Raw genomic sequence first — 26,994 nt, forward strand, 5'->3', positions numbered from 1 at the left:
CCCGCGGGGGCGGGCGCGGGTGCCGGGCCGGCTGCCTGCCTGCCGGCGGGCAGCCACGCCACCGTCTGGCCTGCCACCGACTTTGACGCCGGCGGCCTTCGCCTTCCACGGCCGGCCGACCCTGGAGTGGGGGCTGCGCTTCACCAGGATGCGGCAGGAGCGGGCCGCCTGGGTGGCCGGGCACATCCGTGACCGGACGCCGGAGGACACCGCACGGCCGTAACATGGCGCCGGGGTGGTGACTGGAGGTGCACATGACCACGGAAGAGTCGCCGTACGACGTGCTCGTCGTGGGCGGTTCCGGGGTGGACACGGTCGTGCGGGTGGACAGCCTGCCCGTACCGCTCGTGGACTCCCTCGGGGTGGAGCCGGTCCGGGAGTGGCCCGGCCAGACCGGCGGCAACGTGGCGCTGGGCTGCCGCGCGCTCGGCATGACCGTGAAGTTCCTCGACTTCGTCGGCGACGACTGGATCGGCACCATGCTCAGGGAGCGCCTGGCCAAGGGCGACGTCGACTTCGAGCCGCTGATCTCCCCCGCCGGGACCCGGCGGGCCGTCAACCTCGTGGACGCCACGGGCCGCCGGATGTCCTTCTACGACGGGCGCGACCCGGCGGACCTGCGGATGCCGCGCGAGTTCTACCTGCCGCACCTGCGCCGCGCCCGGCACGTGCACCTGTCGATCTCGCACTTCACGCGCTTCCTCTACGACGACATCGAGGAACTCGGCCTGCCCGTCTCGACCGACCTGCACGACTGGGACGGACTGGCCGAGCACCAGCGGGAGTTCGCCCGCCGCTCCGACCTGGTCTTCCTCAGCGCGGCGGGAGCGGGCGAGCGCATCGCGGACATCATGCGCGGGATCCTGCGCGACGGCCGCGCCCAGGCCGTGATCGCCACCGCGGGCGCGGGCGGCGCCTATCTGCTCGCGCGCGACGGGGGCAGCATGCCCCGGCACATCCCGGCCGTCACCCCGCCCGGCCCGGTGGTGGACTCCAACGGGGCGGGCGACGCCTTCCTCTGCGGCTTCCTCCACGGGCGCATGCGCGGACTGGACTTCGAGTCCTGCGCCCGGCTCGGCGCGACGGCAGGTGCCCACACCTGCACGGCGGGCGGCAACCTCGCCCTCATCGACGCCGCGACGCTGGAGTCCGCTCAGGTCTCCCTCTCCGGCACGTAGTCGGCCTCCTCCAGTCCGAAGGTCCAGGCGACGCCCTCGCGGGCGGTCCGGGTCCGCGGCGGCACCCGCAGCCAGTAGGTGCGGTGGGTGCCGTCCGGCTCCGGCGTGGAGTTGACGACCTCGACCATCACCAGCGGCTCGTCCCCCTCCAGCTCGATCCGCCACAGCACGCCGGCGGCGTCCCGCTGCACGGGCTCGGCCCCGGACTCCTCCAGGTAGCGCTCGTAGCCGTAGTGCTCCAGCATCACCCGGCGCAGCTCGGCGTTCTCCTCCTCGCGTATACGGCGCGGGGTCAGCCCGGCGAGCCCGTCGAGGAACTCGGCGGGGACCGGCATGCCCCGCCAGGCGTGCAGCGCGAAGCCGTCCGCGTAGGCCAGCGCGGGGCCGTCGCCGCGGTCGAGCCGGCCCGCCTCGTCCCGGTGCAACTCCAGGGGGCGTTCGGCGACGACGGCCGTCCGCTCGTACGGCCACCACCAGCCGGCGCTCCGGGCGACCGCGGCGATCCCGGCCAGCTCCCGCGTGCCCTCCTGTCCGTCGAAGGCGGCCAACCACGCCGCGTCGTGCTGCCCGAGCACGGCGTCGAGCAACGCGAGCCGCACGGCCTGCCCGCCGCCGGGCACACCCGGTCCGGCGTCCACCACGGCGGTCCGTATCCGCTCGGTCAGCAGTACCGTCGTGTCCCACAACTGCGCGCCCGTGACGGCCCAGTGGTCCGCCCACCCGGCCGGTCCGAGCCGGTCGGCGACCCGCTCCCGCGCGGCCGCCCACGGCCGTGTCCGCACGGCGTCGCGGACGCTGCCGCCCGCCGTGCCGTCCGCCGTCAGGCGCACGGCCAGGACCACCGCCTCCAGGGGCGAGGCCGCCCACACGATCCGTTCCGGCTCCGGCAGCCCCGCCAGCCGGTAGGCCAGGCGCACCCCCTCCTCCGCCGCCGCCCGGTCCGCGGGTCCGGTCGCCGCGACGACCTCGCGCCACAGCGCCGTCGTGTCCGCCGCCGGCTCCGTCGCCGCACCCGTGCCTGAACTCGTGCTCGTGCCCGTGCCCGTGCTCGCCACCGTCGTCATCGCTCCGCTCCCCCGTCCTGGTCAGTCCGCCACGACGCGTACCGCGCCGGGCGCGTACTCGCGCTGCCGCACCACCCGGTACCACCCCTTCGGCAGCGGTATCGCGGCGTGCTCCTCGTGGACCACCCGCCCGCCGTCCGGGAGATGGAGGTACGCCGCCCCGAACGGCCCGGTCTCGCGCACCAGCGTCCCCGGCCCGACCACCGCGTGGGCGTGCCCGGTCACCTCGCCGAGGGCCAGCACGAGCCTGCCCCGCGCGTCCCTCGCCTGCCGCGGCATCCGGTCCGTGCCCGGCGGCACGGCCGCTTCCGCGACGGGCACGATCAGGACGTCCCCCTGCCGGTACATGCGTGTCTCCCTCCGCCGTCGGCACCCGCCGACCCGATGTCCACGACGCTACGCGGGGGGTGTGACAACGCCCCCCCGACGGCTTGTACACAGCCCGCAGCAGGCACTGTCGGAGCGGCTTGGTAGAACTCTTCGCGAGCAAGGCACCACCACTCAAGGCACCACCACTCAAGGCACCGCGTCCGTCCACCTCGGGAGACCACCGATGTCCCACGTCGAACATCTGCAGGAACTGAACGGCCTGCCGGCCTTCGACTTCCCCGCGCCCGGCGCGCGGCAGGAGCTCCCGGCGGCGGGCGCGGTGGCGTGGCGGCTGGCCGTCAACCCCTGGGAGGACGACGCGAAGGAGACCTTCGCGCAGTTGTGGGACCGCTTCCTGGAGACGGTCGAACCCGCCGGGGTACGGGCCCTGGTCCTGGGTCAGTGGGGCGAGCCCTACGACAACGACTCCGGCGTCCTCGTGCGGCTGCTCGTGGACGCGCGTGAACGGCTGACCACGCTGGAGGCCGTGTTCATCGGCGACTTGGAGATGGAGGAGGCCGAGATCTCCTGGATCGAGCAGTCCGACGTGACGCCGGTGCTCGAGGCCTATCCGCGGCTGGAGGAGTTCGGCGTCCGCGGCGGCACCGGACTGCGCTTCCCGGCGACCCGCCACCAGCGGCTGCGCACGCTCCGCTTCGAGGCGGGCGGCCTGCCCGGCGAGGCGGTCCGCGGTGTCGCCGCGAGCGAACTCCCGGCGCTGGAGCACCTGGAGCTGTGGCTGGGCGTGGCGGAGTACGGAGGCGACGCCACGGTCGCCGACCTCGCGCCGGTCCTGGCCGGCGGCCGCTTCCCCGCGCTGCGCCACCTCGGCCTGCGCAACAGCGAGATCCAGGACGAGATCGCGGCCGCCGTCGCCGCGGCCCCCGTCGTGGCCCAGCTCTCCTCGCTCGACCTGTCCCTGGGCGTGCTCACCGACGACGGTGTGACCGCCCTGCTCGCCGGCCAGCCGCTCACCCACCTGAACTGGCTGGACCTGCACCACAACTTCGTCACCGAGCCGGTCGCCGAGCGCGTGCGGGCCGCCCTCGAGCCCTCGGGCGTCGAGGTCGACCTCTCGGAACCCGGTGACGAGGACGAGTGGGACGGCGAGGTCCACCGCTACACCGCCGTCGCGGAGTGAGGCCGTCATGACCGTCACACGTCACCTGGAGACCTTCCACGGGCTGCGCGTGCACACGCTGCCGGAGGCCGGCACGGCCGAGCTGCCCGGGCCCGACGCCGTGGCCTGGCGGCTGGACTGCTTCGAGGCCGGCGAGATCCCCTTCCCCGAGCTGTGGGGCCACTTCACCGCGGCGGTCGACACCACGCGGGTGCGCGCGCTGGTCCTCGGCCCCTGGTGGGACGACGAGTACTCCGAGCTGCGTCCCGTCCTCGAACTGGTGCTCGCGGACGCGGAGCGTTTCCCCGCGCTGCGCGCCCTGTTCCTCGCCGACGTGACCGGCGAGGAGTGCGAGGTCTCCTGGCTGCAGCTGACCGACGTCACGCCCGTCCTCGAACGCTTCCCGCTGCTGGAGGAGTTCGGGGTCCGCGGCGGCGACTCGCAGGGGCTGGGCGAGGAGCCGCTGTCGCTGCGTCCCGTCCGTCACGAGGCGCTGCGCGTGCTGCGCCTGGAGTCCGGCGGGCTGCCCGGCGCGGTGGTGCGGGCGGTCGGCGCCTGCGAACTGCCCTCGCTGGAGCGGCTGGAGCTGTGGCTCGGCGTGGAGCAGTACGGAGGCGACGCCACGGTCGCCGACCTCGCGCCGGTCCTGGCCGGTGGCCGCTTCCCCGCGCTGCGCCACCTCGGCCTGCAGGACAGCGAGTTGCAGGACGAGATCGCGGCGGCCGTGGCCTCCGCTCCCGTCGTCGCGCAGCTGGAGACGCTGAGCCTGTCCATGGGCACCCTCACCGACACCGGCGCCGAGGCGCTGCTGGGCGGCCAGCCGCTCACCCATCTCAAGCGGCTCGACCTGCACCACCACTTCCTGAGCGGGGCCGTGGCCGAGCGGCTGAGCGCCGTCGTGGGCTCCGCGGGCACCGAGGTCGACCTGTCGGAGCACTGCGAGCCGCATCACTGGCGGAACGAGGAGTGGCGCTATGTCGCCGTCTCCGAGTAGCGGTACCGGCGGTGCGCTCCGCATCGCCGTCGTCGGCAACCCCGGCAACCGCAGGACGACCCTCTTCGCCGACGCGGTGCGTGCCGCGGGTCATCCCGCGCCCCGTGTGCTGGCATGGCGCGACGTGCTGCGCGGCCGGTACGCCTTCGCGCCCGGCGAGTTCGTGCGCGTCGACTCGCCCGGCGAGGACGCCGAGGTCGACCGCATGCTGCGAGGCGCCGACGACCCGGCCAGGGTCGAGGGCACCGCGTTGTGGTACCGCCGTTTCACCGCCGCCGTGCACGAGGTGACGGAGGCCGCCCGCCGGGCCGGTGCGGTGCCGTCGGCGGACGCCGAGGAGGTCGCCGTGCTGTTCGACAAGCGCCGCTGCCACACCCGGCTGGCCGCCGCGGGGGTCCCGGTGCCGCCCGCTCCCGACGGACCGCCGGTGCGCGGCTGGGCCGAGCTCAGGGAGCGCCTGCGGTCCGCCCGGATCTCCCGGGCGTTCCTCAAGCCCGCGCACGGCTCCTCCGCCTCCGGGGTGGTGGCGCTGGCGATGGCGGGCCCCGGCCGGGTCAAGGCCACGACCTCGGTGGAGACCACCGCCGACGGACGCCTGTTCAACTCGCTGCGGGTACGCGAGTACCGCACGGAGCGGGAGGTCGCCGCCCTCGTGGACGCGCTGGCCCCGGACGGGCTGCACGTCGAGCGCTGGCTGCCCAAGGCGTCCCAGCACGGGCGGGCGGCCGACCTGCGGGTGGTGGTGGTCGCGGGCCGCGCCACGCACGCCGTCGTCCGCACCAGCCCGCACCCCATGACGAACCTGCACCTCGGCGGCGCCCGCGGCGACCTGGACACGGCCCGCGCGGCGATCCGCGCCGCGGGCGGCGACTTCGGGGAGGTGCTGACGACCGCCGAACGGGCGGCGGCGTGCTTCCCCGGCACGCTCTGCGTCGGCGTGGACGTCCTGCCCGCGACGGGCTGGCGCCGCTTCGCCGTCGGCGAGGTCAACGCCTTCGGGGATCTGCTGCCCCGGCTCACCGGCCTCCCCGGCAGCGGCGCCGAGGGCTTGGACACCTACGCCGCCCAGGTCGCCGCCGTACCGGCCGCGATGCACGGCGCGCGACGCGAGGAGCACAACCATGACGCCACCGCTTGACATGAACCAGATCGTGGGAAGCCACGACATCCTGCTGGTCACGCTGGACACCCTCCGCCACGACGTGGCCGAGGAGCTGACCGCGGACGGCCGCATCCCCCATCTGGCCCGCCATCTGCCCGGTGGCAGCTGGGAACGCCGGCACGCGCCAGGCAGCTTCACCTACGCCTCCCACCAGGCGATCTTCGCGGGCTTCCTGCCCACGCCCACCACGCCCGGTCCCCACCCGCGGCTGTTCGCGGCGCGCTTCGCCGGCAGCGAGAGCACCGCGGACGGCACCTTCGTGTACGACACCCCCGACCTGGTGTCGGGCCTGGCCGAGGCCGGCTACCGCACGGTGTGCATCGGCGGCGTCGGCTTCTTCAACAAGCAGGCGCCGCTGGGCTCGGTGCTGCCCGGCCTCTTCCAGGAGAGCCACTGGGAGCCGGAGTTCGGCGTGCCCTCCCCGACCTCCTTCGAGGCCCAGGTGGCCCGCGCCGAGGAGGTCGTCGCCGCCCTGCCGCCGCAGCAGCGGCTCTTCCTGTTCGTGAACGTGTCGGCGCTGCACCAGCCCAACTGGTTCCACCTGCCGGGCGCCACCCGGGAGGCGGGCGACTCGCGCGCCACCCACGCCGCCGCCCTGGAGTACGTCGACCGCCACATCGGCAGGCTCTTCGCCGCCGTCTCCAGCCGCCGTCCGTGCCTGGCCGTCGTCTGCTCCGACCACGGCACGGCGTACGGCGAGGACGGCCACACCGGCCACCGCATCGGCCACGAGGTCGTGTGGACGGTGCCCTACGCCCACTTCCTCCTCGACGGGGCCGCCCGATGACCCGCACCGAGGTGACGCTCTCCGCCACGCCCTCGGCCACGGCCGCCGTGCGCCCGTACCGGCACTACGTGTACGCGTACCCGCACAAGACGGCCTACCGCGCGCTGCCCCGCGAGCACGCCCGGCTGCGCGACCTGTGGGCGGACGAGCCGAAGGACGCGCTGTCCCTCTACTTCCACATCCCGTTCTGCGAGGTCCGCTGCGGCTTCTGCAACCTCTTCACCAGGATCGGGGCACCCGACGGCCTGGCGACCGCCTACCTGGACGCGCTGGAGCGCCAGGCCGCGGCGGTGCGGGAGGCGCTGGGCGAGGGCGCGCGGTTCGCCAACGCCGCCTTCGGCGGCGGCACCCCCACGTACCTGGAGGCTGCCGAGCTGGAGCGGCTCTGCGATCTCGCCGAACACGGCCTGGGGGCGGGCCTGCGGGCGATACCGCTCTCCGTGGAGGCCTCGCCGGCCACCGCGACCGCCGACCGGCTGTCGGTGCTGGCGGAGCGCGGCACGACCCGGCTGAGCCTGGGGGTGCAGAGCTTCGTCGACGCCGAGGCACGCGCCGCCGTCCGTCCCCAGCGCCGGTCCGACGTCGAGGCGGCGCTGGGCAGGATCCGGGAGGCGGGCATACCCGTCCTCAACATCGACCTGATCTACGGCATCGACGGCCAGACCGAGGGTTCCTGGACGCGGTCCCTCGACGCTGCGCTCGCCTGGCGGCCCGAGGAGCTGTACCTGTACCCCCTGTACGTCCGCCCGCTCACCGGCCTCGGCCGGCACGCGGCCGACGCCGCGCGGGGCGAAGCGGCGTGGGACGAACAGCGGCTGCGGCTGTACCGCCACGGCCGCGACCATCTGCTGGCGCACGGCTACGAGCAGGTGTCGATGCGCATGTTCCGCCGTACGGGGGCGCCCACCACGGGCGGCGGGGACTACGCCTGCCAGACCGACGGCATGGTGGGCCTGGGCTGCGGCGCCCGTTCGTACACCTCCTCGCTGCACTACTCCTTCGACTACGCCGTCGACATGCACCACATCCGCGGCATCATCGACGACTACACGGCGCGCACCACGGGGGAGTTCGCCCACGCCGACTTCGGCTGGGCGATGGACGCCGAGGAGGCCCGCCGCCGTCATCTGCTGCAGTCCCTGCTGCAGGCCGAGGGCCTGCCGGTCGCGGAGTACCGGGCCCGGTTCGGCACGGCTCCCGGGGAGGACTTCGCCGCGGAACTGGAGCGCTTCGCGGACCGGGGCTGGCTCGACGCCTCAGCGGGGCCGGAGGTGCTGCGGCTGTCGCCCGAGGGGCTGGCCCACTCCGACGCGGCCGGACCCGAGCTGTTCTCCGCCGCCGTCCGCCGGCGCATGGCCGCCTACGAGCCCAAGTGAGCGCTTCTGCCATGGACCTGACGATCCTCTACCGTGGCCCGCTGGCCTCGTGCGACTACGACTGCCCGTACTGCCCCTTCGCCAAGCGCCGTGACAGCCGCGCCCAGCTGACCGCCGACCGCGCCGCGCTGGAGCGCTTCGCGGGCTGGGCGGCCGGGCGGACCGGCGACCGGCTCTCCCTGCTGTTCACCCCGTGGGGCGAGGGCCTGGTGCGCTCCTGGTACCGGCGTACGCTGGCGGAGCTGAGCCGACTTCCGCACGTCCGCAGGGTGGCGATCCAGACCAATCTGAGCTGCCGCACGGAGTGGATGGACGAGGCCGACCTGGACACGCTCGCCCTGTGGTGCACCTTCCACCCGGGCCAGACGCCCTACGACCGCTTCCTGGCCAAGTGCCGCGAGCTCGCGGACCGCGGCGTGCGCCACAGCGTGGGCGTCGTCGGACTGCCGGAGCACCTGGAACAGGCCGACCGGCTGCGGGCCGACCTCCCGGACCACGTCTACCTGTGGGTCAACGCAGCCGAGGGCCACACGTACACCGACGCCGAGGCGGCGCGGTGGACCGCGCTGGACCCGCTCTTCCCGTACAGCCGGCATCCGCACCGCAGCGCGGGCCTGCCGTGCCGCACGGGCGAGTCGGTCATCTCGGTGGACGGCGAGGGCACGGTGCGCCGCTGCCACTTCGTCCCCGAGGAACTGGGCAACCTCTACGACGGCTCCTACCGCGCGGCGCTGCGCCCGCGTGCGTGCCCGCTGGCCGTCTGCGACTGCCACATCGGCTACGTCCACCTGGAGACGCTGCCGTTGTACGACGTGTTCGCGGGCGGGGTCCTGGAGCGGATCCCCGCCGCGCCGCCGCCGGGGCGGACTCCGCTCCCGCTGCTCCTGCCGCCCCTGCTCCCGTAGCGGGCGGCCGACGCCCCCGCGTCAGCCCTTGCGGCCGACGCCTCCCCAGAAGGCTGCGCGGGCGTGCTCGCCCTCCTGCGCGGACGGGGAGTCCGGGCGCCACCGCGGCACCTGCACCAGGCCCGGCTCGACCAGGGAGAACCCCTCGAAGAAGGGCTCGATCTGCGGCTTGCTGCGCAGGTTGAGGGTGGAGGTGGCGTTCTTGTACGCCTCACCGGCGTCGGCGTCGACGTCCCGGTGGAAGTCGGTCGTGCCGTGGCTGAGGATCAGGAAGCTGCCGGCCGGGAGGTTCTTGGTGAGGGTGCGCACGATCCCCGCCGGGTCCTCCTCCTCGCGGACGAAGTGCAGCAGCGCGACGAGCATCAGGGCGACGGGCTCGTCGAAGTCGATCAGCTCCCGGATGGTGGCGTGCTCCAGGATGGTCTCGGGCTCGCGGACGTCGCCGAGGAAGAAGCCGGCGTTGCCGGTGTTGGTGAGCCGCGCGCCGGCATGGGCCGCGACGATGGGGTCGTTGTCGACGTAGGCGACCCGGGCCTCGGGGACGACGGAGCGGGCGACCTCGTGGGTGTTGGGCGAGGTGGGGATGCCGGTGCCGATGTCGACGAACTGCCGGACGCCCTGCCCCGCCGCGTAGCGCACCGCGCGCTGCATGAAGTCCCGGTTGGCGCGGGCGCTGGGGCGCGCGTCGGGGGTCATGCGGATCACCATCTCGGCCGCCTCGCGGTCGGCCTCGTAGTTGTCCTTGCCGCCGAGGTAGTAGTCGTACATCCGGGCCGGGTGCGGCCGGCTGGTGTCGATCTCCTCCGCGGGGAAGCCCTTGTCGGTCAACGCCCTGCTCCGTTCGGATTCCGGTGACCCTTGCGGGCCGAGGTCGGTGCGGTCATCTCGTCGCCGTCGTGGGTCCGCTCCATGGTCCCGTCTCCCTGTGGATGCCACCGAGGATCCGCTCGGTGCTCTGGGTGGGCGCGGCCTGTGCGCACATCCGGTCCAGTGCCTCCAGGAACGCCGAGACGTCGTCGCGGTCGTCGAAGTAGACGCCCCCGACCAGGCTTTCCGAGTAGACGACGTCCGGGAGCTCGTGCGTCTGGAACCGGAAGATGTGGAACGGCCCGTACATGGCGGGGTGCGGTCCGGCCGTGAACGGCATGATCTGGAGTCGTACGTTGGGCAGGGCGCAGGAGTCGATCAGCTTGGCGATCTGTGCGCGCATGACCGCCGGACGGCCGATGGGTCTTCGCAGCACCGTCTCGTCGATGACGATCCAGACCAGCGGCGCGTCCTCGCGGGTGAGCAGGGCCTGGCGCTCCATGCGCAGCGCGACCCCGCGCTCGATCTCCGCGTCGCCGGCGCCCGGGTTCCCCGCCCGCAGCACCTCGCGCGCGTAGTCCTCGGTCTGCAGCAGTCCGGGGACGTAGTGCGGCTCGTAGGCGCGGATGACACCGGCCTCGCCCTCCAGGCTCACGAAGGCGCTGAACCAGTCCGGCAGGACGTCGCGGTAGCGGTGCCACCAGCCCGGCTGGTTGGCCTCGCGGGCCAGCGCCAGGAACCCCTCGACCTCTTCCGGGTCGGTGACCCCGTAGGTGCGCAGGAGCTTCTCAACGTAGGGGATCTTCAGGCCGACCTCGGCCTTCTCCATGCGGCGGACGGTGGCGTGGGTGACGTCGAGCGCCCGGCCCGCGTCCTCGAAGGAGAGTCCGGCCTTCTCACGCAGGTCCTGGAGCCGTTTTCCGAGCACCACACGGAGGACGGTGGGGGCACCGGCTGACCGCGCGTCCGTCACGACCACTTCCCCAACTCCCCTCTGCCACAAGCAGTGTGTCATGCCGTCAACGAAAACCGACAGTGCGCATCGGCCGTTCTGTAAATTACAGATCGCATCTTGCCAACAGTGAGAACAGCACCGCATAGTTAGCGACGTGGCCTCCTCACCAGACGCTCTGCGGTTAGAGCGCCGTGGCGACCTCGACGCCCGTCGCTGCCAGGACCTCTTCCGTTTGCCCGCTCACGGGTCCTCGGTCGCCGACGCACGCCACCGCGTGCGGGCACGGTTGCGGGAGTGGGAGGCGGACGAGGGACTCCGCGACGACGCCGAGATGATCGTCTCCGAGCTCTTCACCAACGCCGTCATGCACACCGGCAGTGAGTTCATCACCTGCGGGCTGCGCTACGACGGCACCCGGCTCCGCCTCGAAGTCAGCGACCAGGGGCACGCGCCGACTGCGCCCCGGCCGCGGGCGGCGGGCGTCGACGAGGAGGGCGGCCGCGGGCTGTTGCTGGTGGGCGCGCTCTCGCAGGCATGGGGCGTCCGGCCCACCGACGACGGTGGCGGCCGTGTCGTGTGGGCCGAACTCGCCTCCGGGGCCTCGTCCTTCTGACGCCGCACCCGCGCGCGGTACCCCAAGGGCCCGCCGGCTACAGCGGCAGCAGGTCCGGGCGCTTGGGCTCCACGTTGTCGCCGGAGGACTCCCCGCGCAGTCGCCGGCCGATCCAGGGCACGAGGTACTCGCGCGCCCACTGGATGTTGTCCCGCCGGATCTCGGCGGGCGCGCGGAACGGCTCCGGCGGCCACGCCTGGTCGGGGTCGGCCGGAACCTCGAGGCCCAGCACCTGCGCGGCGCGCAGCGCGACCCTGGTGTGCCCCTCGGGCGACAGGTGGAGGCGGTCGGAGTCCCAGGCCCGGCGGTCCTGGACGGAACGGAGCGACCACAGGTCCAGCACCGGGGAGTCGTACCGGTCGGCGATGGCGCGCACATGGGCCGTGTAGGTGGCGATCTTGCCGCGCAGATGGCGCAGTACGGGGATGCCGCGGGTGTCGAAACCTGTGCACAGCACGACGGTGCCGACGGAGGCGGTGAGGCGGGCGACCGCCGCCTCGTAGCGCTCCGCGACGTCGTCCGGGTCGCTGCCGGGGCGGAGGATGTCGTTGCCGCCCGCGCAGAAGGTCACGAGGTCGGGCGCGAGCTCCACGGCCCGCGGCACCTGCTCCTCGACGATCTGGTCGAGCAGGCGGCCGCGCACCGCGAGGTTGGCGTACCGGAAGTCGTGCTCCGGGCGACGGTCGGACAGGAGGACCGCCAGCCGGTCGGCCCAGCCGATGAACGTCCCGTCGGGACCCGGATCGCCCACACCTTCCGTGAAGCTGTCCCCCAGGGCGGTGTACGACCCGATGGCGGCACTGTTGTTTCTCTTCGAATCGTCTGGCACGTCAGCACATACTTCACCTCCTCAAGTGACCTACGCCACCGTAACCAAGGGTTGACGGGGGGTGATGTATCCCACCCGGCCGGATCCGCCGGAAGCGGAATACGGCGGCCTCGCCCCCGCCGCGCACAGCCCCCTCCCGCGATCACATACCGGGCGGTACGGGCCGCGCCCGGGGTGTCGTAAGGTCGGGAGTGGTCCGGCCGCCGGTGATCCGCACCGTCCGGCCCCTGAGCGAAGGAGCCCCGGTGACCGAGCAGACGCCGCAGACCGCCCCGTCGGAACCCGAGCTGACCGGGGTGCGCAACTTCCGCGACGTGGGCGGCCTCCCGACGACCGACGGCCGCCGGGTGCGGTACGGACGGCTCTTCCGCAGCGGCCACCTGGCGCACGCCACCGCCGATGACGCCGCCTTCCTCTCCTCCCTCGGGCTGCACACGGTCTTCGACTTCCGCAACGCCTCCGACATGAAGCTGGAGGGCCCGGACGTCGAGCTGCCCGGCGTGCGCAACGTCAACATGCCGCTGAGCGACCCGGCCTCGGGCGCCGAGTTCTGGACGACGGTCCGCGACGGCGACATCGCGGCGCTGCGCGAGATCCTCGGCGAGGGCCGCGCCGCCGCGCGCATGGTGCAGGCCTACCGCCGCATCGTGCTGGACCGCACCGCCGAGCACGCCCGCATGCTGGAACTGCTCGCCGAGGACGAGTCGGTGCCGGCGCTGCTGCACTGCGCCGCGGGCAAGGACCGGGCCGGGACCTCGGTCGCCGTCATCCTGCTCGCCCTCGGGGTCGAGCGCGACGCGATCGTGGAGGACTACCTCAAGAGCAACGAGGCCCACCGCCGCTACCGCATCAAGCGCGGCGACGACGCAGAACCGGCGACCACCCCCGAGGTCATGGAGCTGCTCGGCCCGCTCTTCGACGCGCGCAAGGAGTACCTGGAGACCGCCTTCGACACCATCGAGGAGCACTGGGGCTCGGTGGACCGTTACCTGGAGGAGGGGATCGGCCTCACTCCCGGGCGTCGCGAGCGGCTGCGCGCGCTCTTCCTGGACGGCGCGCAGCCGGCCTGACACGAGGCGGCGGCGCCCTACTTGGCCCCGGCCAGGTGGAAGATCAGGAAGAAGAACGCGGCGATGATGTGGACCCCCACCAGGTAGATGAAGGTGCGCACCTTGAAGCCCATGGGGGCCTTGCCCCCGGAGTTGCCGGACACGGTCAGTCCTCTCGTCATGCGCCGTGGGGGCGCGGGGAACGGCCGTCGCCCAGGCACAGCTCTACGACGGAACTCCGCAGCAGCGTGTGGACGAACAGCAGATCGACACCGTTCGGCGAGGCCGCCGCGATGCGGTGCGGGGTGAGCGAGTCGAAGTGGGCGCTGTCGCCGGGCACCAGCCGGTGCACGGCGTCCCCGAGGGTGAGCCGCAGCTCGCCCCCCAGGACGTACAGCCACTCCTCGCCGGCGTGGACGCGGACCAGCCCCTCCTGGGGGCCGGGCGGCACGTGCAGCCGCAGCGCCTGCATGGCCCGCCCGGGGTTCCCGGCCGGCCAGTACGTCCAGCCGCCGGCCTCCGCGGGCGGCACGGAACCGCCGCGGACGACCGGATCACGCTCGGGGGAGGTCTCGCCGAGCAGGTCGGACACCGTGGTGCCGTAGGTGCGGGCGAGGGTCAGCAGCATGGGGAGCGAAGGCTGCCGCTGCCCGGTCTCCAGCCGGGACAGGTGCGCGGGCGAGAGCCCGGCGCGGGCGGCGGCCGCCTCCAGCGTCAGCCCGCCCCTGCGGCGCAGCGCGCGCAGCTGAGGGGCGACGTCCGGCAGGGGCGCCTCGTCCGCGGATGGTGAGGTCATACCTCAGGTATAGACACGGTTCGCCCCTGAGGCAAAAAATTTGTCTCAGGGGCAAAGCGCCGTGGGCCGGACGCCGGCCCAGGTCAGCGGCCTGCGACCGCCTGCTTCACCAGTGTCCTGCCGAACTCCCACATCAGGCCACCGCCGCCGTGTGCGTCGTCCATCACGGCGGTGAAGGCGTCCACGAAACGGTCCACCTCGCGCTCCCCGATGACCAGCGGCGGGATCAGCTTGATCACTTCCAGGTGGTCCCCCGAGACCTGGGTCAGGATACGGTGCCGCTGCAGCAGCGGCACGACCACCATCTGCGCGAACAGGCCCTTGCGGGCCGCCTGCAGCATCGTCCAGCGGCTGCGCAGCCCCAGCGACTTCGGCCGGCCGAACTCGATGCCGATCATCAGGCCCCGGCCGCGGACCTCGTGCAGCAGCTCGTAGCGGTCGACGAGGGCGGCCAGGCGGTCGCGGAGCAGGTCCCCGGTGACCCGCGCGTTGGCGACGACCTTCTCGTCCTCCATCACCGCCAGGGTGGCCAGCCCCGCGGCCATGGCCTGGGCGTTGGAGCCGAAGCTGGCGGAGTGCGCCAGCACCCGGTCCATGGACGAGTAGACCTTCTTGAAGATCCAGTCCTTGCCGAGGGTGGCGCCCACCGGCACGTAGCCGCCCGACAGCGCCTTGGCCACGCACACCAGGTCCGGCTCGACGCCCTCCTCGTGCCGGTACGCGAAGAAGTCGCCGGTGCGGCCGATGCCGGTCTGCACCTCGTCGGCGACGAGCAGCGCCTTCTGCCGGTGCAGCAGCTCCTGCGCCGCCCGCAGGTAACCGGGCGGCGCGGCGTGCACGCCCTTGCCCTGGATCGGCTCGACGATCAGCGCGGCCACGTCGCCCTTGGCCAGCTCCCGCTCCAGGGCCGCCAGGTCGCCCAGGGGCACGGCGGTGTCGGGGAGCAGGGGGTCGAAGCCCTCGCGGAAGCCGCCCTCGCCGTTGACGGACAGCGAGCCGGTGGTCAGCCCGTGGAACGCGTGGTCGCAGTAGAGCACGCGGGGCCTGCCGGTGGCGTAACGGGCGAACTTCAGGGCCGTCTCGACGGCCTCGGTGCCGCTGTTGCCGAAGAACACCCGGTCGAGACCCGGCGCGTACGACAGCAGCTTCTCCGCGAGCAGTCCCGGCAGCGGCTGGCAGTCGAAGCGGGTGAGGTCGGCCAGCCCGGCGTCCAGGACGTCGTGCAGTGCCTTGCGGACCACAGGGTGGTGGCGGCCCAGGCCCATCACCCCGAAGCCAGCGAGCATGTCGAGGTAGTCCCGGCCCTCGTCGTCCCAGAAGTACGCGCCCTCGGCCCGCTCGTAGACCTTGTCGAAGCCGATGGTGTGCAACATGCGCGGCAACTGGTGGTTGAGGTACCTGGCGTGCAGGTCGTAGCGCTCGGCTCCGCGCTCGGCCAGCAGCGTCGCCAGGTCGAACCCCTTGGGCTCAGGTTCGGGCGGTGTCATCGCTCACGTGCCTCTCGTTCGGGTGCTGCTCGTTCACCGCGAGACGGGCCAGGGTGGCCCCGATCCGGCCGGCGATCTCGGCGGGGGTGAGCCCGATGTCGGCCAGCACCTCGCCGCGCTTGGCGTGCGCCAGGAACTGCTGCGGGATGCCGAAGTCCCGGACCGGCACGTCGGTCTCCGCGTCCCGCAGGGCCTGCGCCACCGCGGAACCCACGCCCCCGGCACGGCCGTTGTCCTCGATGACGGCCACCATGCGGTGCCGGGCGGCGAGCGCGGGCAGCTCCGCGTCGAGCGGCTTGACCCAGCGGGGGTCGACGACCGTGACGCCGACGCCGCGTTCGCGCAGCAGGGCGGCCGCGGCCAGGGAGACCGAGCCCAGGGCGCCGACGGACACCATCAGCACGTCCGGCCGGTCGCCGCGGTGCAGGACGTCCATGCCGCCGACCCGGTCGATGGCCGGCAGGGCCTCGCCGACGGTCTCCTTGGGGAAGCGGACGACGGTGGGCGCGTCGTCGACGTCGATCGCCTCGCGGAGCTGGGCGCGCAGTTGGTCGGCGTCGCGCGGCGCGGCGATCCGCAGGCCCGGGACGACCTGGAGGATCGACATGTCCCACATGCCGTTGTGCGAGGCGCCGTCGTCGCCGGTGACGCCCGCCCGGTCCAGCACGAAGGTGACACCGCACTTGTGCAGCGCGACGTCCATCAGGACTTGGTCGAAGGCGCGGTTGAGGAAGGTCGCGTACACGGCGACCACCGGGTGCAGGCCGCCGGTCGCCAGACCCGCCGCCGAGACCGCCGCGTGCTGCTCGGCGATCCCGACGTCGTAGACGCGGCGCGGGAAGGCCTTGGCGAACTTCTCCAGCCCGACCGGCTGCAGCATGGCCGCCGTGATCGCCACGACGTCCGGGCGCTCGGCGCCGATCCGGACCATCTCGTTGCCGAAGACCGAGGTCCACTTCGGGCCGCTCGACGGGGTGAGCGGTTCGCAGGTGAGCGGGTCCATGGCGCCCACCGCGTGGAAGCGGTCCGCCTCGTCGCACTCGGCGAAGGCGTAGCCGCGGCCCTTCTCGGTGAGGCAGTGGACGAGGACGGGGCCGTGGAAGCGCCGGGCCCGGCGCAGCGCGGACTCGACCGCGGTCACGTCGTGGCCGTCGATCGGGCCGAGGTACTTCAGCCCCAGGTCCTCGAACATGCCCTGCGGGGCGAAGGCGTCCTTGAAGCCCTTCTTGGCTCCGTGCAGGGACTCGTACAGCGGCTTCCCGACGACGGGGGTCTGCTGGAGCACCTGCTTGCCCCAGGCCAGGAAGCGCTCGTAGCCGTCGGTGGTGCGCAGGGTGGCCAGGTGGTTGGCGAGGCCGCCGATGGTGGGGGCGTAGGAGCGCTCGTTGTCGTTGACGACGATGATCAGCGGACGGTCCTTGGCGGCGGCGATGTTGTTCAGCGCCTCCCAGGCCATGCCGCCGGTCAGCGCGCCGTCCCCGATGACGGCCACGACGTGGTCCTGCCGGCCGAGCACCTGGTTGGCCTTGGCCAGGCCGTCGGCCCAGCCGAGCACCGTGGAGGCGTGGCTGTTCTCGATGACGTCGTGCTCGGACTCGGCGCGCGAGGGGTAGCCGGACAGGCCCCCCTTGCCGCGCAGTTTGGAGAAGTCCTGACGGCCGGTCAGGATCTTGTGGACGTAGGACTGGTGACCCGTGTCCCACAGGATGCGGTCGGCCGGCGAGTCGAAGACCCGGTGCAGGGCGACCGTCAGTTCGACCACGCCCAGATTGGGTCCCAGGTGCCCCCCGGTCCTGGCCACCGCCTGCACCAGGAATTCACGGATCTCCACGGCGAGTTCGCCCAGCCGCTCCGGCGGAAGGGCCTTCAGGTCGCGTGGACCACGGATGTTCTCGAGCAGCGACACTTTCCCACCTCGCTCCCCTACTGGGGATTGTTTCGCTTTAGCTCACACTGATCTGGGGCTCTCCTGACGGCACTCCGTCGGCCTGCATGCGCTCGGCGAGCTTCATGGCCTCCTCGATGAGGGTCTCCACGATCTTCGACTCCGGCACGGTCTTGATGACCTCGCCCTTGACGAAGATCTGCCCCTTGCCGTTGCCCGAGGCCACCCCCAGGTCCGCCTCGCGCGCCTCACCCGGACCGTTGACGACACAGCCCATCACCGCGACCCGCAGCGGCACCTCCATGCCCTCAAGGCCCGCCGTCACCTGGTCCGCCAGCTTGTACACGTCCACCTGCGCACGACCGCACGACGGGCACGAGACGATCTCCAGCCGCCGCTGCCGCAGGTTCAGCGACTCCAGGATCTGGATGCCGACCTTGACCTCCTCCGCCGGAGGAGCCGACAGCGACACCCGGATCGTGTCACCGATGCCCTCGCTCAGCAGCGCGCCGAACGCCACCGCCGACTTGATCGTGCCCTGGAACGCCGGACCCGCCTCGGTCACCCCCAGGTGCAGCGGATAGTCGCACTGCGCCGCCAGCAGCCGGTACGCGTTGACCATCACCACCGGGTCGTTGTGCTTCACCGAGATCTTGATGTCCCGGAAACCGTGCTCCTCGAACAGCGAGCACTCCCACAGCGCCGACTCCACCAGCGCCTCCGGGGTGGCCTTGCCGTACTTCTCCAGCAGGCGCCTGTCCAGCGACCCGGCGTTCACCCCGATCCGGATCGGGGTGCCCGCCTCGGAGGCCGCCTTGGCGATCTCCTTCACCTTGTCGTCGAACTGCCGGATGTTGCCCGGGTTCACCCGCACCGCCGCACAGCCCGCGTCGATCGCCGCGAACACGTACTTCGGCTGGAAGTGGATGTCCGCGATCACCGGGATCTGCGACTTCCTCGCGATCTGCGGCAGCGCGTCCGCGTCGTCCTGCGAAGGGCAGGCGACCCGGACGATCTGGCAGCCCGCCGCGGTCAGTTCGGCGATCTGCTGCAGGGTCGCGTTGACGTCGGCGGTGAGCGTGGTCGTCATGGACTGGACGGAGACGGGGGCGTCGCCGCCCACCGCCACCGACCCGACCTGGATGCGCCGCGAACGGCGGCGCTCCGCGAGCGGCCGGGCCGGCACGGTGGGCAGGCCGAGCTGGACGGGCTCGACAGCTGTCATCGCGACGTCACTTCCCGCGGTTGCCGGCGATGGTCTCCCGGGTGGCCCTGATGGACTCCTTGAGGGAGGTCATCGTGGCCAGGACGGCGGTCGGCTCGTAGCCGCAGTGCGCCATGCAGTTGGCGCAGCGCGGGTCCTTGCCGCGGCCGTACTTGCTCCAGTCGGTGTCCTCGACGAGCTCCTTGTACGTGGTGACGTAACCGTCGCTCATCAGGTAGCAGGGGCGCTGCCAGCCGAACAGGGAGTAGTTGGGGATCGCCCAGGCGGTGCAGGGGAAGTCGACCTTGCCTTCGAGGAAGTCCAGGAAGAGGGGGCTGTGGTTGAGCCGCCACTTCTTCCGGTTGCCGCCCGAGAAGGCCTTCTTGAACAGTTCCCGGGTCTGTTCCACGCCCAGGAAGTGCTCCTGGTCGGGAGCCTTCTCGTAGGCGTAGGCCGGCGAGATCATCATCTCGTCGACCTGCAGGTCGTCATTGAGGAAGTTGAGCACCTCGATGATGGTCTGCGGGGTGTCGGTGTTGAAGAAGGTCGAATTGGTGGTGACCCGGAATCCGCGCCGCTTGGCCTCCTTGATCGCCTCCACCGCCTCGTCGAAGACGCCTTCCTTGGCGACCGACTCGTCGTGCCGCTCGCGCAGTCCGTCGATGTGCACGGCGAAGGCGAAGTAGGGCGAGGGGGTGAACTTGTCCATCTTCTTGCGCAGCAGCATGGCGTTGGTGCAGAGGAAGACGTACTTCCGCTTCGCCACCAGTTGCCGCACGATCTCGTCGATCTGAGGGTGCATCAGCGGTTCGCCGCCGGCGATCGACACCATCGGCGCGCCCGATTCGAGGACGGCGCCGACGGCCTGCGCCACCGGCATGCGCTGCTTCAGCACACCTGCCGGGTGCTGGATCTTTCCGCAGCCCTCGCATTTCAGGTTGCACGCGAAGAGTGGCTCGAGTTCGACGATGAGCGGGAACTTCTCGCGCCTGCGGAGCATTTTCTGTTCGAAGAGATAGGTGCCGACCCTGATGGACTGTCGGAGTGGCATGGCCATCTAGCTCACCTCCAGGGGAGCGCGGTAGAGCGGTGCCAATCGAGAAAGGCAGGAAGCAGGTCCCTCAGCACGCGGAAAGCGGTGATCCCCGTGCGGAGCGTGCCGACGCGCACGAGCTCGAACTCGGGCGTGTCGACGACCACGCGGGCCGCGGCGACCGGGCGTGGACCCCGGGCGAGCGCGGCCCGCATCATCGCCGCCGACTCCATGTCGACGGCGACGGCACCGGTGGCCCGGAGCGCCGCCCGCTCCGGGCCCCGTACGACGTGGTCCGACTCGGCGAGCCGGCCGACGTGCACGGTGTGTCCCGCCGCCTTGAGGGCGGCGGCGAGTGATTCCCCGTCACGCGGTTCGTCGGCGACGACCACGTCGCCCGGCCGCATCCCGGGGGCCAGCCCGGCACAGAAGCCGGTGGTGAGGACCGCCGCCCCGTCCAGGGCGGGGTCGCGCAGCGCGGCGGTGACGGCGCGTTCCGCGGCCTGGGGCCCCATGCCCGTGCGCACGAAGGCGACCGGGCCCGCGGCGTGGCTACGGTCGCCGCCGCGCAGGGCGAACCGTTCCACCCGTAGCGCGCAGACGATGAGCAGAGGTGGGCCGGCCGGCCCCATCAGGCCCCCTTCCGTAGCCCGCCGAACGGCTCGCCGTGCACGTAGCGCCCGAGGGCGGTGAGCGGGAAGACCATCCGGTAGAGGTGGTAGTTGATGGAGAAGTCCCGGGGGAAGCCGGTGCCGGTGAAGTACGGCTCGTCCCAGGAGCCGTCCTCCTTCTGGGTCCGGGCCAGCCAGAGCACTCCGCGCCGTACGGCCTCGCCGTCGCGTTCGCCGGCCGACAGCAGGGCCAGCAGGGCCCAGGCCGTCTGGGAGGCGGTGGACTCGCCGCGGCCGACCCACTCGTCGGAGGAGTAGGAGCGCAGGTCCTCGCCCCAGCCCCCGTCCTCGTTCTGGACGGACTCCAGCCAGCCCACCGCCCGCCGGATCGCGGGGTGGCCCGCCGGGAGACCGGCCGCGACGAGGGCCGGGACCACCGACCCGGTGCCGTAGATGTAGTTGACGCCCCAGCGGCCGAACCAGGCGCCGTTGCGCTCCTGTTCGGCGAGCAGCCAGTCGATGCCGCGCCGGGTGTGCGGGTCGTGCTCCAGGCCGAGGGCGGCCAGCATCTCGACCACGTGGGCCGTGACGTCGGCCGACGGCGGGTCGATGACCTCGCCGAAGTCGCAGAAGGGCAGGCGGTTGGGGAAGGCGCTGGTGTTGTCGGCGTCGAAGGCGCCCCAGGCGCCGTTCTTCGACTGCATCCCGACGTTCCAGCGCACCCCGAGGTCGACCGAGGCCTTCACCCGCTCCGGGTCCGGGTGGTCGACCCTGATCAGGGCGAGGACCACCTCGGCGGTGTCGTCGATGTCGGGGTAGGTGTCGTTCTGGAACTCGAACGCCCAGCCACCGGAGGGCAGGCCGGGCCGCTGCACGGCCCAGTCGCCGCGCTTGGTGATCTGCTCCCCCAGCATCCAGTCCACCGCCTTGACCAGCGCCGGGTCGTCGGCGGGGACGCCGGCGTCGGCCAGCGCGATGGTCGCCAGACAGGTGTCCCAGACCGGGGACTGGCACGCCTCGATCATCCGCGTGTCCTTGTCCGGCCAGACCGCGAAGTCGTCCAGCGCCTTGAGTCCGGCCCGCAGCACGGGGTGGTCGAGGTCGTAGCCGAGCAGGTGGAGCGCGATGACGGAGTACACGGCGGGCGGCTGGATACCGCCGAAGCAGCCGTCGTTCTCCTGGCGTTCGATGATCCAGCGTGCCGCCGAGCGCATCGCGGCACGGCGCAGCGGACGGACGGTGACCTTGCGGTAGGCGTGCAGGGCCCGGTCGACCCGCTGGAAGAACCCGTCCCAGCTGGACAGCGGTGCCCGCGGGACCGGCGGATTGGGCCGCGCGGGGTCGGTGTGCAGCTCGTCGAGGGTGAACGGGGCCGGCCGTACGGGCCGGTGGGCGCCGACGATCGTCAGCGGCACGATGGTCTGCCGGGCCCAACTGGCGAAGGAGTAGATGTTGAGCGGGACCCACTTGGGCAGGTAGATGAGCTCGGGCGGCAGCTCCGGGAGGTCGTCCCAGCGCCACCAGCCGAACAGCGCGAGCCAGATCCGGGTGAAGACCCGTGACCGCGCGATGCCGCCCTGCTCGCGGACGAAGGCCGAGGCGGCGGCCATCCACGGGTCCTCGGGGGCGTCACCGGCGAGCCGCAGCGCGACGTAGGCCTCGACGGTGGCCGAGAGGTCGCGCGGCCCACCGTGGAAGGTGGCCCAGGCGCCGTCGTCGCGCTGCTGGGACCTGATCCAGCGGGCGGCGGCCTCGATGACCCGTTCGTCCTGGATGCCGAGGAACTGACGGAGCAGCAGGTCCTCGGCGTCCATCGTCACGTTGGTCTCGAGGTCGCCCTTCCACCAGCCGTCGGGATGCTGACGCGCCAGCAGGTGGCCGGTGGCCCGGCGCGCGGCCTCGGCCGCGAGCTCCTCGGTCGTTCCGGTGCTGCCGCCGGGCCAGGGAACTGACGCCGGCCCCGGAATCGCGCCCGAGGTCTTGGTTCTGGCCGAGGGTGTCCCGCGGGCCGCCTCGCCCCCGGGACCGCCGTCGGTCGTCGCTGTCATGGCTTCCCCTTTGCACAGTCGTTCCGTCTGCGGTGTTGGGGCTGCCGTCGGCCGTCACGCGCGCCCGGCCGGCGACGTACTGCGCTCCAGTTGTGTCCTTACTTCTCGCGAACCACCACGAAATCCGCCAGGCCCACGAGCTTACGGCGAACTTCTCCCGGCATGTCCATTTTGTCGAGTGCGGCGATCGCGGTGGCGTACTGCCGGCGGGCTTCCCGGGAGGTCCACTCCCGGCCACCGGCCTCCTCGATCAACGCCGCCCTCGTCGCGAACTCTTCCTCGTCGAAGGACTCGATGTCATTACGGTCCGATGAATCCGCGGCCTTCGCATCCGCGGCCAGGAGTTCGGCCAGGCGCTGCGAGGCCGAGCCGCCCGCGGCCAGCGCCGCGACCACCGGCAGGGACTTCTTGCGCTGGCGCAGGTCGCTCCAGGTCTGCTTGCCGGTGGCGGCCGGGTCGCCCCAGATGCCCAGCAGGTCGTCGACGGCCTGGAAGGCCAGGCCGAGGTGGTAGCCGTACTCCTCCAGGGCGTCCGCGTCGGCCTCGGAGGCGCCGCCCAGCACCGCGCCGATGGAGCAGGCGCAGGCCAGCAGGGCGCCGGTCTTGTTGCCCTCCATCTCCAGGCACTCCTCGACGGTGACCCGCTCGCGGTGCTCGAAGGAGATGTCCTGGGCCTGACCGTCGATCAGCTTGCGGGTGGCGGTGGTGATCCGGCGGGTGGCCCGGCCGGCCTCGGCGGTGCCCTGCTCCAGCAGGATCTCGTTGGCGAGGGCGAAGAGCGCGTCGCCGACCAGGATGGCCTGGGCGGGGCCGTGCACCTTCCACACCGTGTCGCGGTGGCGGCGCTGCTCGTCACCGTCCATCAGGTCGTCGTGCAGCAGGGAGAAGTTGTGCACCAGCTCCACGGCGACCGCGCCGGGGATGCCCACCTCGGGGGCGGCGCCCGCCGCCTCTGCCGACAGCAGTGCGAGTGCGGGGCGTACGGCCTTGCCGCTGTCGCCGTGGGACGGGTTGCCCGCGGCGTCGATCCATCCGAAGTGGTAGGCGGCGACGGTGTCCATCGGGGGTGCGAGGCGGTCCACGGCGGCGCGCAGCACCGGCGTGGACAGCTCGCGGCCGCGCTCCAGCAGCACGGTCACGGTCTCTCTGTCGACGCCCGCGGTCATCTGCTCGTTGCCAGCGGTCACATTCTCTCCTCTGATTGCACTGGTCATGCTCATACCGGCTCCAGGCCTTCGATTGCGAAGGTACGTGGGTCGAAGGGATGGCGGAGTGCGGTCAAAGCTGCTCGGGAGGCTTGCAAACCGCTGCGGACCGCGCTTTCCATCGTCGCGGGCCAGCCGGTGGCGGTCCACGCGCCGGCGAGCCAGACGCCCTGCGCGCGGGTACGGGGACCCGGGCGGAGGGCGCCGACACCGGGGGCGGGGGCGAAGGTCGCGGTCCGTTCCCTGGTGACGAAGAAGTCCAGTACGGCGGCCTCACGCGCGGCCGGGAGCAACCGCTCCAGCTCCGGCAGGTAGCGCGCCCGCAGCTCGGCCACGGGGAGGTCGATCTCCTCCTGGGCCGCCGACTGGGACAGGGCGACGTACTGGCCTTCGCCGGTCAGGCCGGAGTGCTCCGTACGGTCGAAGACCCACTGCACGGGGCTGCCGAGGGCGGCGAGGAAGGGCTGCCGCAGGACCTTGCGGTCGTACACGACGTGCACGTTGAGGATCGGCGCGGTGCCGATGCGCAGCAGCGCGTCCTGGTCCGCCAGGGCGCCGGCGGGCAGCAGCCCGTGGGCTTCCTGCTGGGGCACGGCCAGCACGACGGCGTCGGCCGTGAAGCGCTCGGCACGCCCGGGTCCGGACTCGGCCTCGACCTCCCAGACCGGTCCGCCGTTTCCGGGGCCGCCGTCGGCGGACCGTACCGGCTCGGGCGCGTCCGTGCGGGTGAGCGAGGTGGCGCGGGTGCGCAGCAGGGTGCGCACGCCCGCCTTGTCCAGGGCGGTGCGGGCGCGGTCGTCGTGCAGCTCGCCGAGCGGGCGGGCGGCCCAGCCGATGTCCGCCGCGCCCGGCGCGGAGAGCAGCCCGGTCTTGAAGACCATGGCGGCCAGGCCCAGTGACGCCTCGTCGGCCGTGGCGTTGAGCGTCGCGACGCCGACCAGGTCCCACAGCGCCTCGACGGTGCGGGCCGACTGGCCGTGCTCGCGCAGCCAGCTGCCGAAGTCGACGGCGTCCAGCGCCGGGTCGGTGGGGTCGAGCGAGCGCAGCGCGAGCGCGGCCCGCCCGACGGACGCCCGCTCGGCCAGGGACAGGTGCGGGTAGGTGGCCAGGCTGGCGGCCAGGTGCAGCGGTACGGGCAGCCCGGCGCGCCGCAGCCGGCCGAGCCGGGGCCGGGGGGTGGCCACGTCGAGCACCGGCACGTCGAGCCGGTCCTGGAGGGTGACGAGGTCGGCCGCGTCGATGCGTTCCAGGAACCGCAGGTAGGCGTCGCAGCACCGCAGGAAGACGTGCTGGCCGTTGTCGACGGTCAGGGCGCCGCGCCGGAAGGAGAAGGCGAGCCCGCCGAGCCGGGGCCGGGCCTCGAGCAGGGTGACGCGGAGCCCGGCGTCGGCCAGTGCCAGCGCCGCCGTCGTGCCCGCGAGCCCGCCGCCGATCACGACGGCCGTGCGCTCAGCCATGCGTCCTCCCCCGGGTGCCGCCGCGCGCGGCGCGGCGCACCATTGCCGACAGTGACGCCTCCGGCACGGCGGCGGTTGCCTCGCGGCGGCGGAAAACGGCGGTTTTCCGCGAGGCTGCCGCTCCCGTGCCGGTTGCGGTGCTTTTGCCGGTGCGGGGGAAGGGGCCCGCGGCCGGTGGGGCGGGCGTCACACGCGCCTCCTGGCGGCACGTCGGGCGTCGAGACCGGCGAGGCCGCGCGCCGCGACGTACGCCTTCTGGTGACCGGGCAGCGAGACCCGGCCCCGGAGGACGGCCTCGGGGTCGGCGGCGATGCGCTCCAGGAGGCGGCGGTAGATGCCGGCCATGGCGGAGACGCAGGCGCCGCTGCGGCGGTCCAGCATGGGCAGCAGCCGGTACCCCTCGGCGAACAGGGCGCGGGCCCGCTTCACCTCGAACTCGACCAGGCCCGCGAAGTCGGACCCCGGCGGCGGGGTGTCGGTGAGGAACCCGCCGGAACAGCCGAACTTCGCGAGGTCCTCGGCGGGCAGGTAGGTGCGCCCGTTGGAGGCGTCCTCGCGCAGGTCCCGCAGGATGTTGGTGAGTTGCAGGGCGAGCCCGAGGGTGTCCGCGTACTCCGCGGCGCGCTCCCGGCCGGGCACGCCGGGCACGGTGCCGAAGACGCCGAGCGAGAGCCGGCCGATGGCGCCGGCGACGCACCGGCAGTAGGAGGCGAGGTCGTCCCAGGTCTCGTAGGTGTCGCCGCGCAGGTCCATCTGCACGCCGTCGATCAGCTCGTCGAGCCCGCCGAGCGGGAGCGGGAAGCGGCGGGCGGCGTCGGCGAGCGCGACGGCCACCGGGTCGGTGTCGTCCTCGGTGACGGCGCCCTCCCTGACCCGGGTGAGCAGGGCCCGGGTCCCGTCGAGCCGCTGCTGCTTCTCGGGGAGGTCGAGGTCGCCGTCGCCGATGTCGTCCACCCGCCGGGAGAAGGCGTACAGGGCGGACATGGCCTGTCGCTTGGGGGTGGGCAGCAGCCGGATGCCGTAGGCGAAGTTCCGGGCCTCGTGGCCGGTGACGACCTCGCAGTAGCGGTAGGCCGCGAGTACCGGGCCGGACATGCGATCGGAGCCGTTCACGGTCCGGCTCACCCCTCTCTTCGCAATGTCGACCCCACCTCGCGCAGCAGGCTGAACGTGCCCGCCTTGGGCGGACCCGGCAGCACGTCGTACCCCGCGTCCGCGATCGCCCGCAGGGCGGCGCGGCCTCCTCCGGCGAACCCGGCGAGCAACAGCCTGAGCCTGCCGTGGACGCTACCCACCAAGGGGGTGCCTTCATTCAGGAGGTCTCGGGCGCGTTCCGCTTCGTACGCAACCAGTGCGCGCACCTGTGCGCCTGCGTTCGCGGCGGTGAGATCGGTTTCGGTGACGCCGAAGCGCTTCATGTCCTCGGCGGGCAGGTAGATGCGGTCGCGGCCGAGGTCCTCGGCCACGTCCTGGAGGTGCTCGATGATCTGCAGTGCGGTGCAGATCGCGTCCGAGCGGCGGATCCGCTCGGGTGTGGCGGTGCCGGTGATGCCGAGCACGAGCCGGCCGACCGGGTTCGCCGACAGTTCGCAGTAGGCGAGGAGGTCCTCGTAGGTGGCGTAGCGGCGGACGACCTGGTCCTGGCGGTTGGCCTCGACGAGGCCGAGGAAGGGCGCGGGCGTGAGGCCGTGGCGCCGGACGGTGGGCTGCAGGGCGCGGAGCAGCGGGTGGCGGACGTCGTCGGGGCCGACGTCGAAGACCCGGCGCAGGTCCGCCTCGAAGGCATCGAGCATGGCGAGGCGGTCCTCGGCCGCCTCCGCGGGCAGCCCCAGCCGTACCGCGTCCGTGCGGCCGCCGTCGGCCAGGTCCCCGTCGCCGATGTCGTCGACGAGCCGGGCGAAGCCGTAGACGGCCATCAGGTCGGCACGCCAGGAACGGGGGACGAAGAAGGGTGCGACGGGGAAGTTCTCGCGGGCCGCCTTGTCGAGGACGGCACGTGAATGGGGATCCGGCGCCGTGCCAGCCCGCGCTTCGGGCTTGAGACCGGTCACCGTGGACGT

General features: G+C 72.8%; 26 protein-coding genes. 9 read left to right on the plus strand and 17 right to left on the minus strand.

Going from position 1 to position 26,994, the window contains the following annotated elements; all coding sequences use genetic code 11:
• Window positions 1-254 precede the first annotated feature (254 nt).
• On the plus strand, window positions 255-1,178 hold the full coding sequence (locus OG937_09205; protein ID WUD71864.1) for a carbohydrate kinase family protein: 924 nt from the start codon (window positions 255-257) through the stop codon (window positions 1,176-1,178).
• On the opposite strand, the gene OG937_09210 is transcribed toward OG937_09205, so the two are convergent.
• Window positions 1,154-2,242, minus strand: a complete 1,089-nt coding sequence (locus tag OG937_09210) for a hypothetical protein (GenBank protein WUD71865.1) — start codon at window positions 2,240-2,242, stop codon at window positions 1,154-1,156. The genes OG937_09205 and OG937_09210 overlap by 25 nt on opposite strands.
• Window positions 2,243-2,263: 21 nt before the next feature.
• The gene (locus OG937_09215; GenBank protein ID WUD71866.1) at window positions 2,264-2,590 is read right to left on the minus strand and encodes a hypothetical protein; all 327 of its coding nucleotides are present in this window, start codon (window positions 2,588-2,590) and stop codon (window positions 2,264-2,266) included.
• 205 nt (window positions 2,591-2,795) lie between these two features.
• On the opposite strand from OG937_09215, the gene OG937_09220 reads away from it, so the two are divergent.
• The 6 genes from OG937_09220 to OG937_09245 are packed head-to-tail and all read left to right on the plus strand — an operon-like array spanning window position 2,796 to window position 8,955.
• Window positions 2,796-3,752, plus strand: a complete 957-nt coding sequence (locus OG937_09220; protein ID WUD71867.1) for an STM4015 family protein — start codon at window positions 2,796-2,798, stop codon at window positions 3,750-3,752.
• A gap of 7 nt (window positions 3,753-3,759) precedes the next feature.
• Window positions 3,760-4,725 carry an STM4015 family protein gene (locus OG937_09225; GenBank protein ID WUD71868.1) on the plus strand — a complete coding sequence of 322 codons (966 nt, stop codon included), beginning with the start codon at window positions 3,760-3,762 and terminating at the stop codon, window positions 4,723-4,725.
• Window positions 4,706-5,863, plus strand: a complete 1,158-nt coding sequence (locus OG937_09230; protein WUD71869.1) for an STM4014 family protein — start codon at window positions 4,706-4,708, stop codon at window positions 5,861-5,863. The genes OG937_09225 and OG937_09230 overlap by 20 nt, the downstream gene beginning before the upstream one ends.
• Window position 5,864: 1 nt before the next feature.
• Window positions 5,865-6,674, plus strand: coding sequence for an STM4013/SEN3800 family hydrolase (locus tag OG937_09235; GenBank protein WUD78679.1), 810 nt, complete (start codon window positions 5,865-5,867; stop codon window positions 6,672-6,674).
• Window positions 6,671-8,050: an STM4012 family radical SAM protein gene (locus OG937_09240; GenBank protein ID WUD71870.1), complete on the plus strand. Its 1,380-nt coding sequence runs from the start codon at window positions 6,671-6,673 to the stop codon at window positions 8,048-8,050. Before OG937_09235 ends, OG937_09240 begins: the two co-directional genes overlap by 4 nt.
• An 11-nt stretch (window positions 8,051-8,061) precedes the next feature.
• The gene (locus OG937_09245; protein WUD71871.1) at window positions 8,062-8,955 is read left to right on the plus strand and encodes an STM4011 family radical SAM protein; all 894 of its coding nucleotides are present in this window, start codon (window positions 8,062-8,064) and stop codon (window positions 8,953-8,955) included.
• Between the two features lie 21 nt (window positions 8,956-8,976).
• On the opposite strand, the gene OG937_09250 is transcribed toward OG937_09245, so the two are convergent.
• A complete protein-coding gene (locus OG937_09250) occupies window positions 8,977-9,783 on the minus strand; it encodes an SAM-dependent methyltransferase (protein WUD71872.1) in 807 nt (268 codons plus the stop codon).
• 52 nt (window positions 9,784-9,835) lie between these two features.
• Window positions 9,836-10,735, minus strand: a complete 900-nt coding sequence (locus OG937_09255; protein ID WUD71873.1) for a helix-turn-helix domain-containing protein — start codon at window positions 10,733-10,735, stop codon at window positions 9,836-9,838.
• A 214-nt stretch (window positions 10,736-10,949) separates the two neighbouring features.
• On the opposite strand from OG937_09255, the gene OG937_09260 reads away from it, so the two are divergent.
• Complete coding sequence (locus OG937_09260) at window positions 10,950-11,330, plus strand: ATP-binding protein (protein WUD78680.1); 381 nt, start codon at window positions 10,950-10,952, stop codon at window positions 11,328-11,330.
• 37 nt (window positions 11,331-11,367) lie between these two features.
• On the opposite strand, the gene OG937_09265 is transcribed toward OG937_09260, so the two are convergent.
• Window positions 11,368-12,159 (minus strand): SGNH/GDSL hydrolase family protein, encoded by a 792-nt coding sequence (locus tag OG937_09265; protein ID WUD71874.1) that lies wholly within the window; start codon window positions 12,157-12,159, stop codon window positions 11,368-11,370.
• Between the two features lie 245 nt (window positions 12,160-12,404).
• On the opposite strand from OG937_09265, the gene OG937_09270 reads away from it, so the two are divergent.
• Window positions 12,405-13,229, plus strand: coding sequence for a tyrosine-protein phosphatase (locus OG937_09270; GenBank protein WUD71875.1), 825 nt, complete (start codon window positions 12,405-12,407; stop codon window positions 13,227-13,229).
• A gap of 17 nt (window positions 13,230-13,246) precedes the next feature.
• Here the strand turns inward: OG937_09270 and OG937_09275 are convergent, their stop codons facing one another.
• The 12 genes from OG937_09275 to hpnC form a co-directional block, all read right to left on the minus strand.
• Window positions 13,247-13,372: a DUF6126 family protein gene (locus OG937_09275; protein WUD71876.1), complete on the minus strand. Its 126-nt coding sequence runs from the start codon at window positions 13,370-13,372 to the stop codon at window positions 13,247-13,249.
• Window positions 13,373-13,386: 14 nt separating this feature from the next.
• Entirely contained in the window at window positions 13,387-14,004 is a 618-nt protein-coding gene (locus OG937_09280; protein ID WUD71877.1) for an XRE family transcriptional regulator, read from the minus strand.
• 83 nt (window positions 14,005-14,087) lie between these two features.
• Complete coding sequence (locus OG937_09285; GenBank protein ID WUD71878.1) at window positions 14,088-15,491, minus strand: aspartate aminotransferase family protein; 1,404 nt, start codon at window positions 15,489-15,491, stop codon at window positions 14,088-14,090.
• A complete protein-coding gene (dxs, locus tag OG937_09290; GenBank protein ID WUD71879.1) occupies window positions 15,472-17,397 on the minus strand; it encodes a 1-deoxy-D-xylulose-5-phosphate synthase in 1,926 nt (641 codons plus the stop codon). The genes OG937_09285 and dxs overlap by 20 nt, the downstream gene beginning before the upstream one ends.
• Window positions 17,398-17,434: 37 nt before the next feature.
• Window positions 17,435-18,601: a flavodoxin-dependent (E)-4-hydroxy-3-methylbut-2-enyl-diphosphate synthase gene (gene ispG / locus OG937_09295; protein ID WUD71880.1), complete on the minus strand. Its 1,167-nt coding sequence runs from the start codon at window positions 18,599-18,601 to the stop codon at window positions 17,435-17,437.
• 7 nt (window positions 18,602-18,608) lie between these two features.
• Window positions 18,609-19,637 carry an adenosyl-hopene transferase HpnH gene (hpnH, locus tag OG937_09300; GenBank protein WUD71881.1) on the minus strand — a complete coding sequence of 343 codons (1,029 nt, stop codon included), beginning with the start codon at window positions 19,635-19,637 and terminating at the stop codon, window positions 18,609-18,611.
• 5 nt (window positions 19,638-19,642) lie between these two features.
• Window positions 19,643-20,245, minus strand: coding sequence for a 1-hydroxy-2-methyl-2-butenyl 4-diphosphate reductase (locus tag OG937_09305; protein WUD71882.1), 603 nt, complete (start codon window positions 20,243-20,245; stop codon window positions 19,643-19,645).
• Window positions 20,245-22,272, minus strand: coding sequence for a squalene--hopene cyclase (gene shc, locus OG937_09310; GenBank protein WUD71883.1), 2,028 nt, complete (start codon window positions 22,270-22,272; stop codon window positions 20,245-20,247). Before shc ends, OG937_09305 begins: the two co-directional genes overlap by 1 nt.
• Before the next feature lie 98 nt (window positions 22,273-22,370).
• Complete coding sequence (locus tag OG937_09315; GenBank protein WUD71884.1) at window positions 22,371-23,492, minus strand: polyprenyl synthetase family protein; 1,122 nt, start codon at window positions 23,490-23,492, stop codon at window positions 22,371-22,373.
• A complete protein-coding gene (gene hpnE / locus OG937_09320; protein WUD71885.1) occupies window positions 23,489-24,934 on the minus strand; it encodes a hydroxysqualene dehydroxylase HpnE in 1,446 nt (481 codons plus the stop codon). Before hpnE ends, OG937_09315 begins: the two co-directional genes overlap by 4 nt.
• Before the next feature lie 186 nt (window positions 24,935-25,120).
• Window positions 25,121-26,029: a presqualene diphosphate synthase HpnD gene (hpnD, locus tag OG937_09325; protein ID WUD78681.1), complete on the minus strand. Its 909-nt coding sequence runs from the start codon at window positions 26,027-26,029 to the stop codon at window positions 25,121-25,123.
• Window positions 26,030-26,055: 26 nt separating this feature from the next.
• Complete coding sequence (hpnC, locus tag OG937_09330; GenBank protein WUD71886.1) at window positions 26,056-26,985, minus strand: squalene synthase HpnC; 930 nt, start codon at window positions 26,983-26,985, stop codon at window positions 26,056-26,058.
• Window positions 26,986-26,994: the final 9 nt, after the last annotated feature.

It is taken from the genome of Streptomyces sp. NBC_00510 (assembly GCA_036013505.1).
Classification (GTDB): Bacteria; Actinomycetota; Actinomycetes; order Streptomycetales; family Streptomycetaceae; genus Actinacidiphila.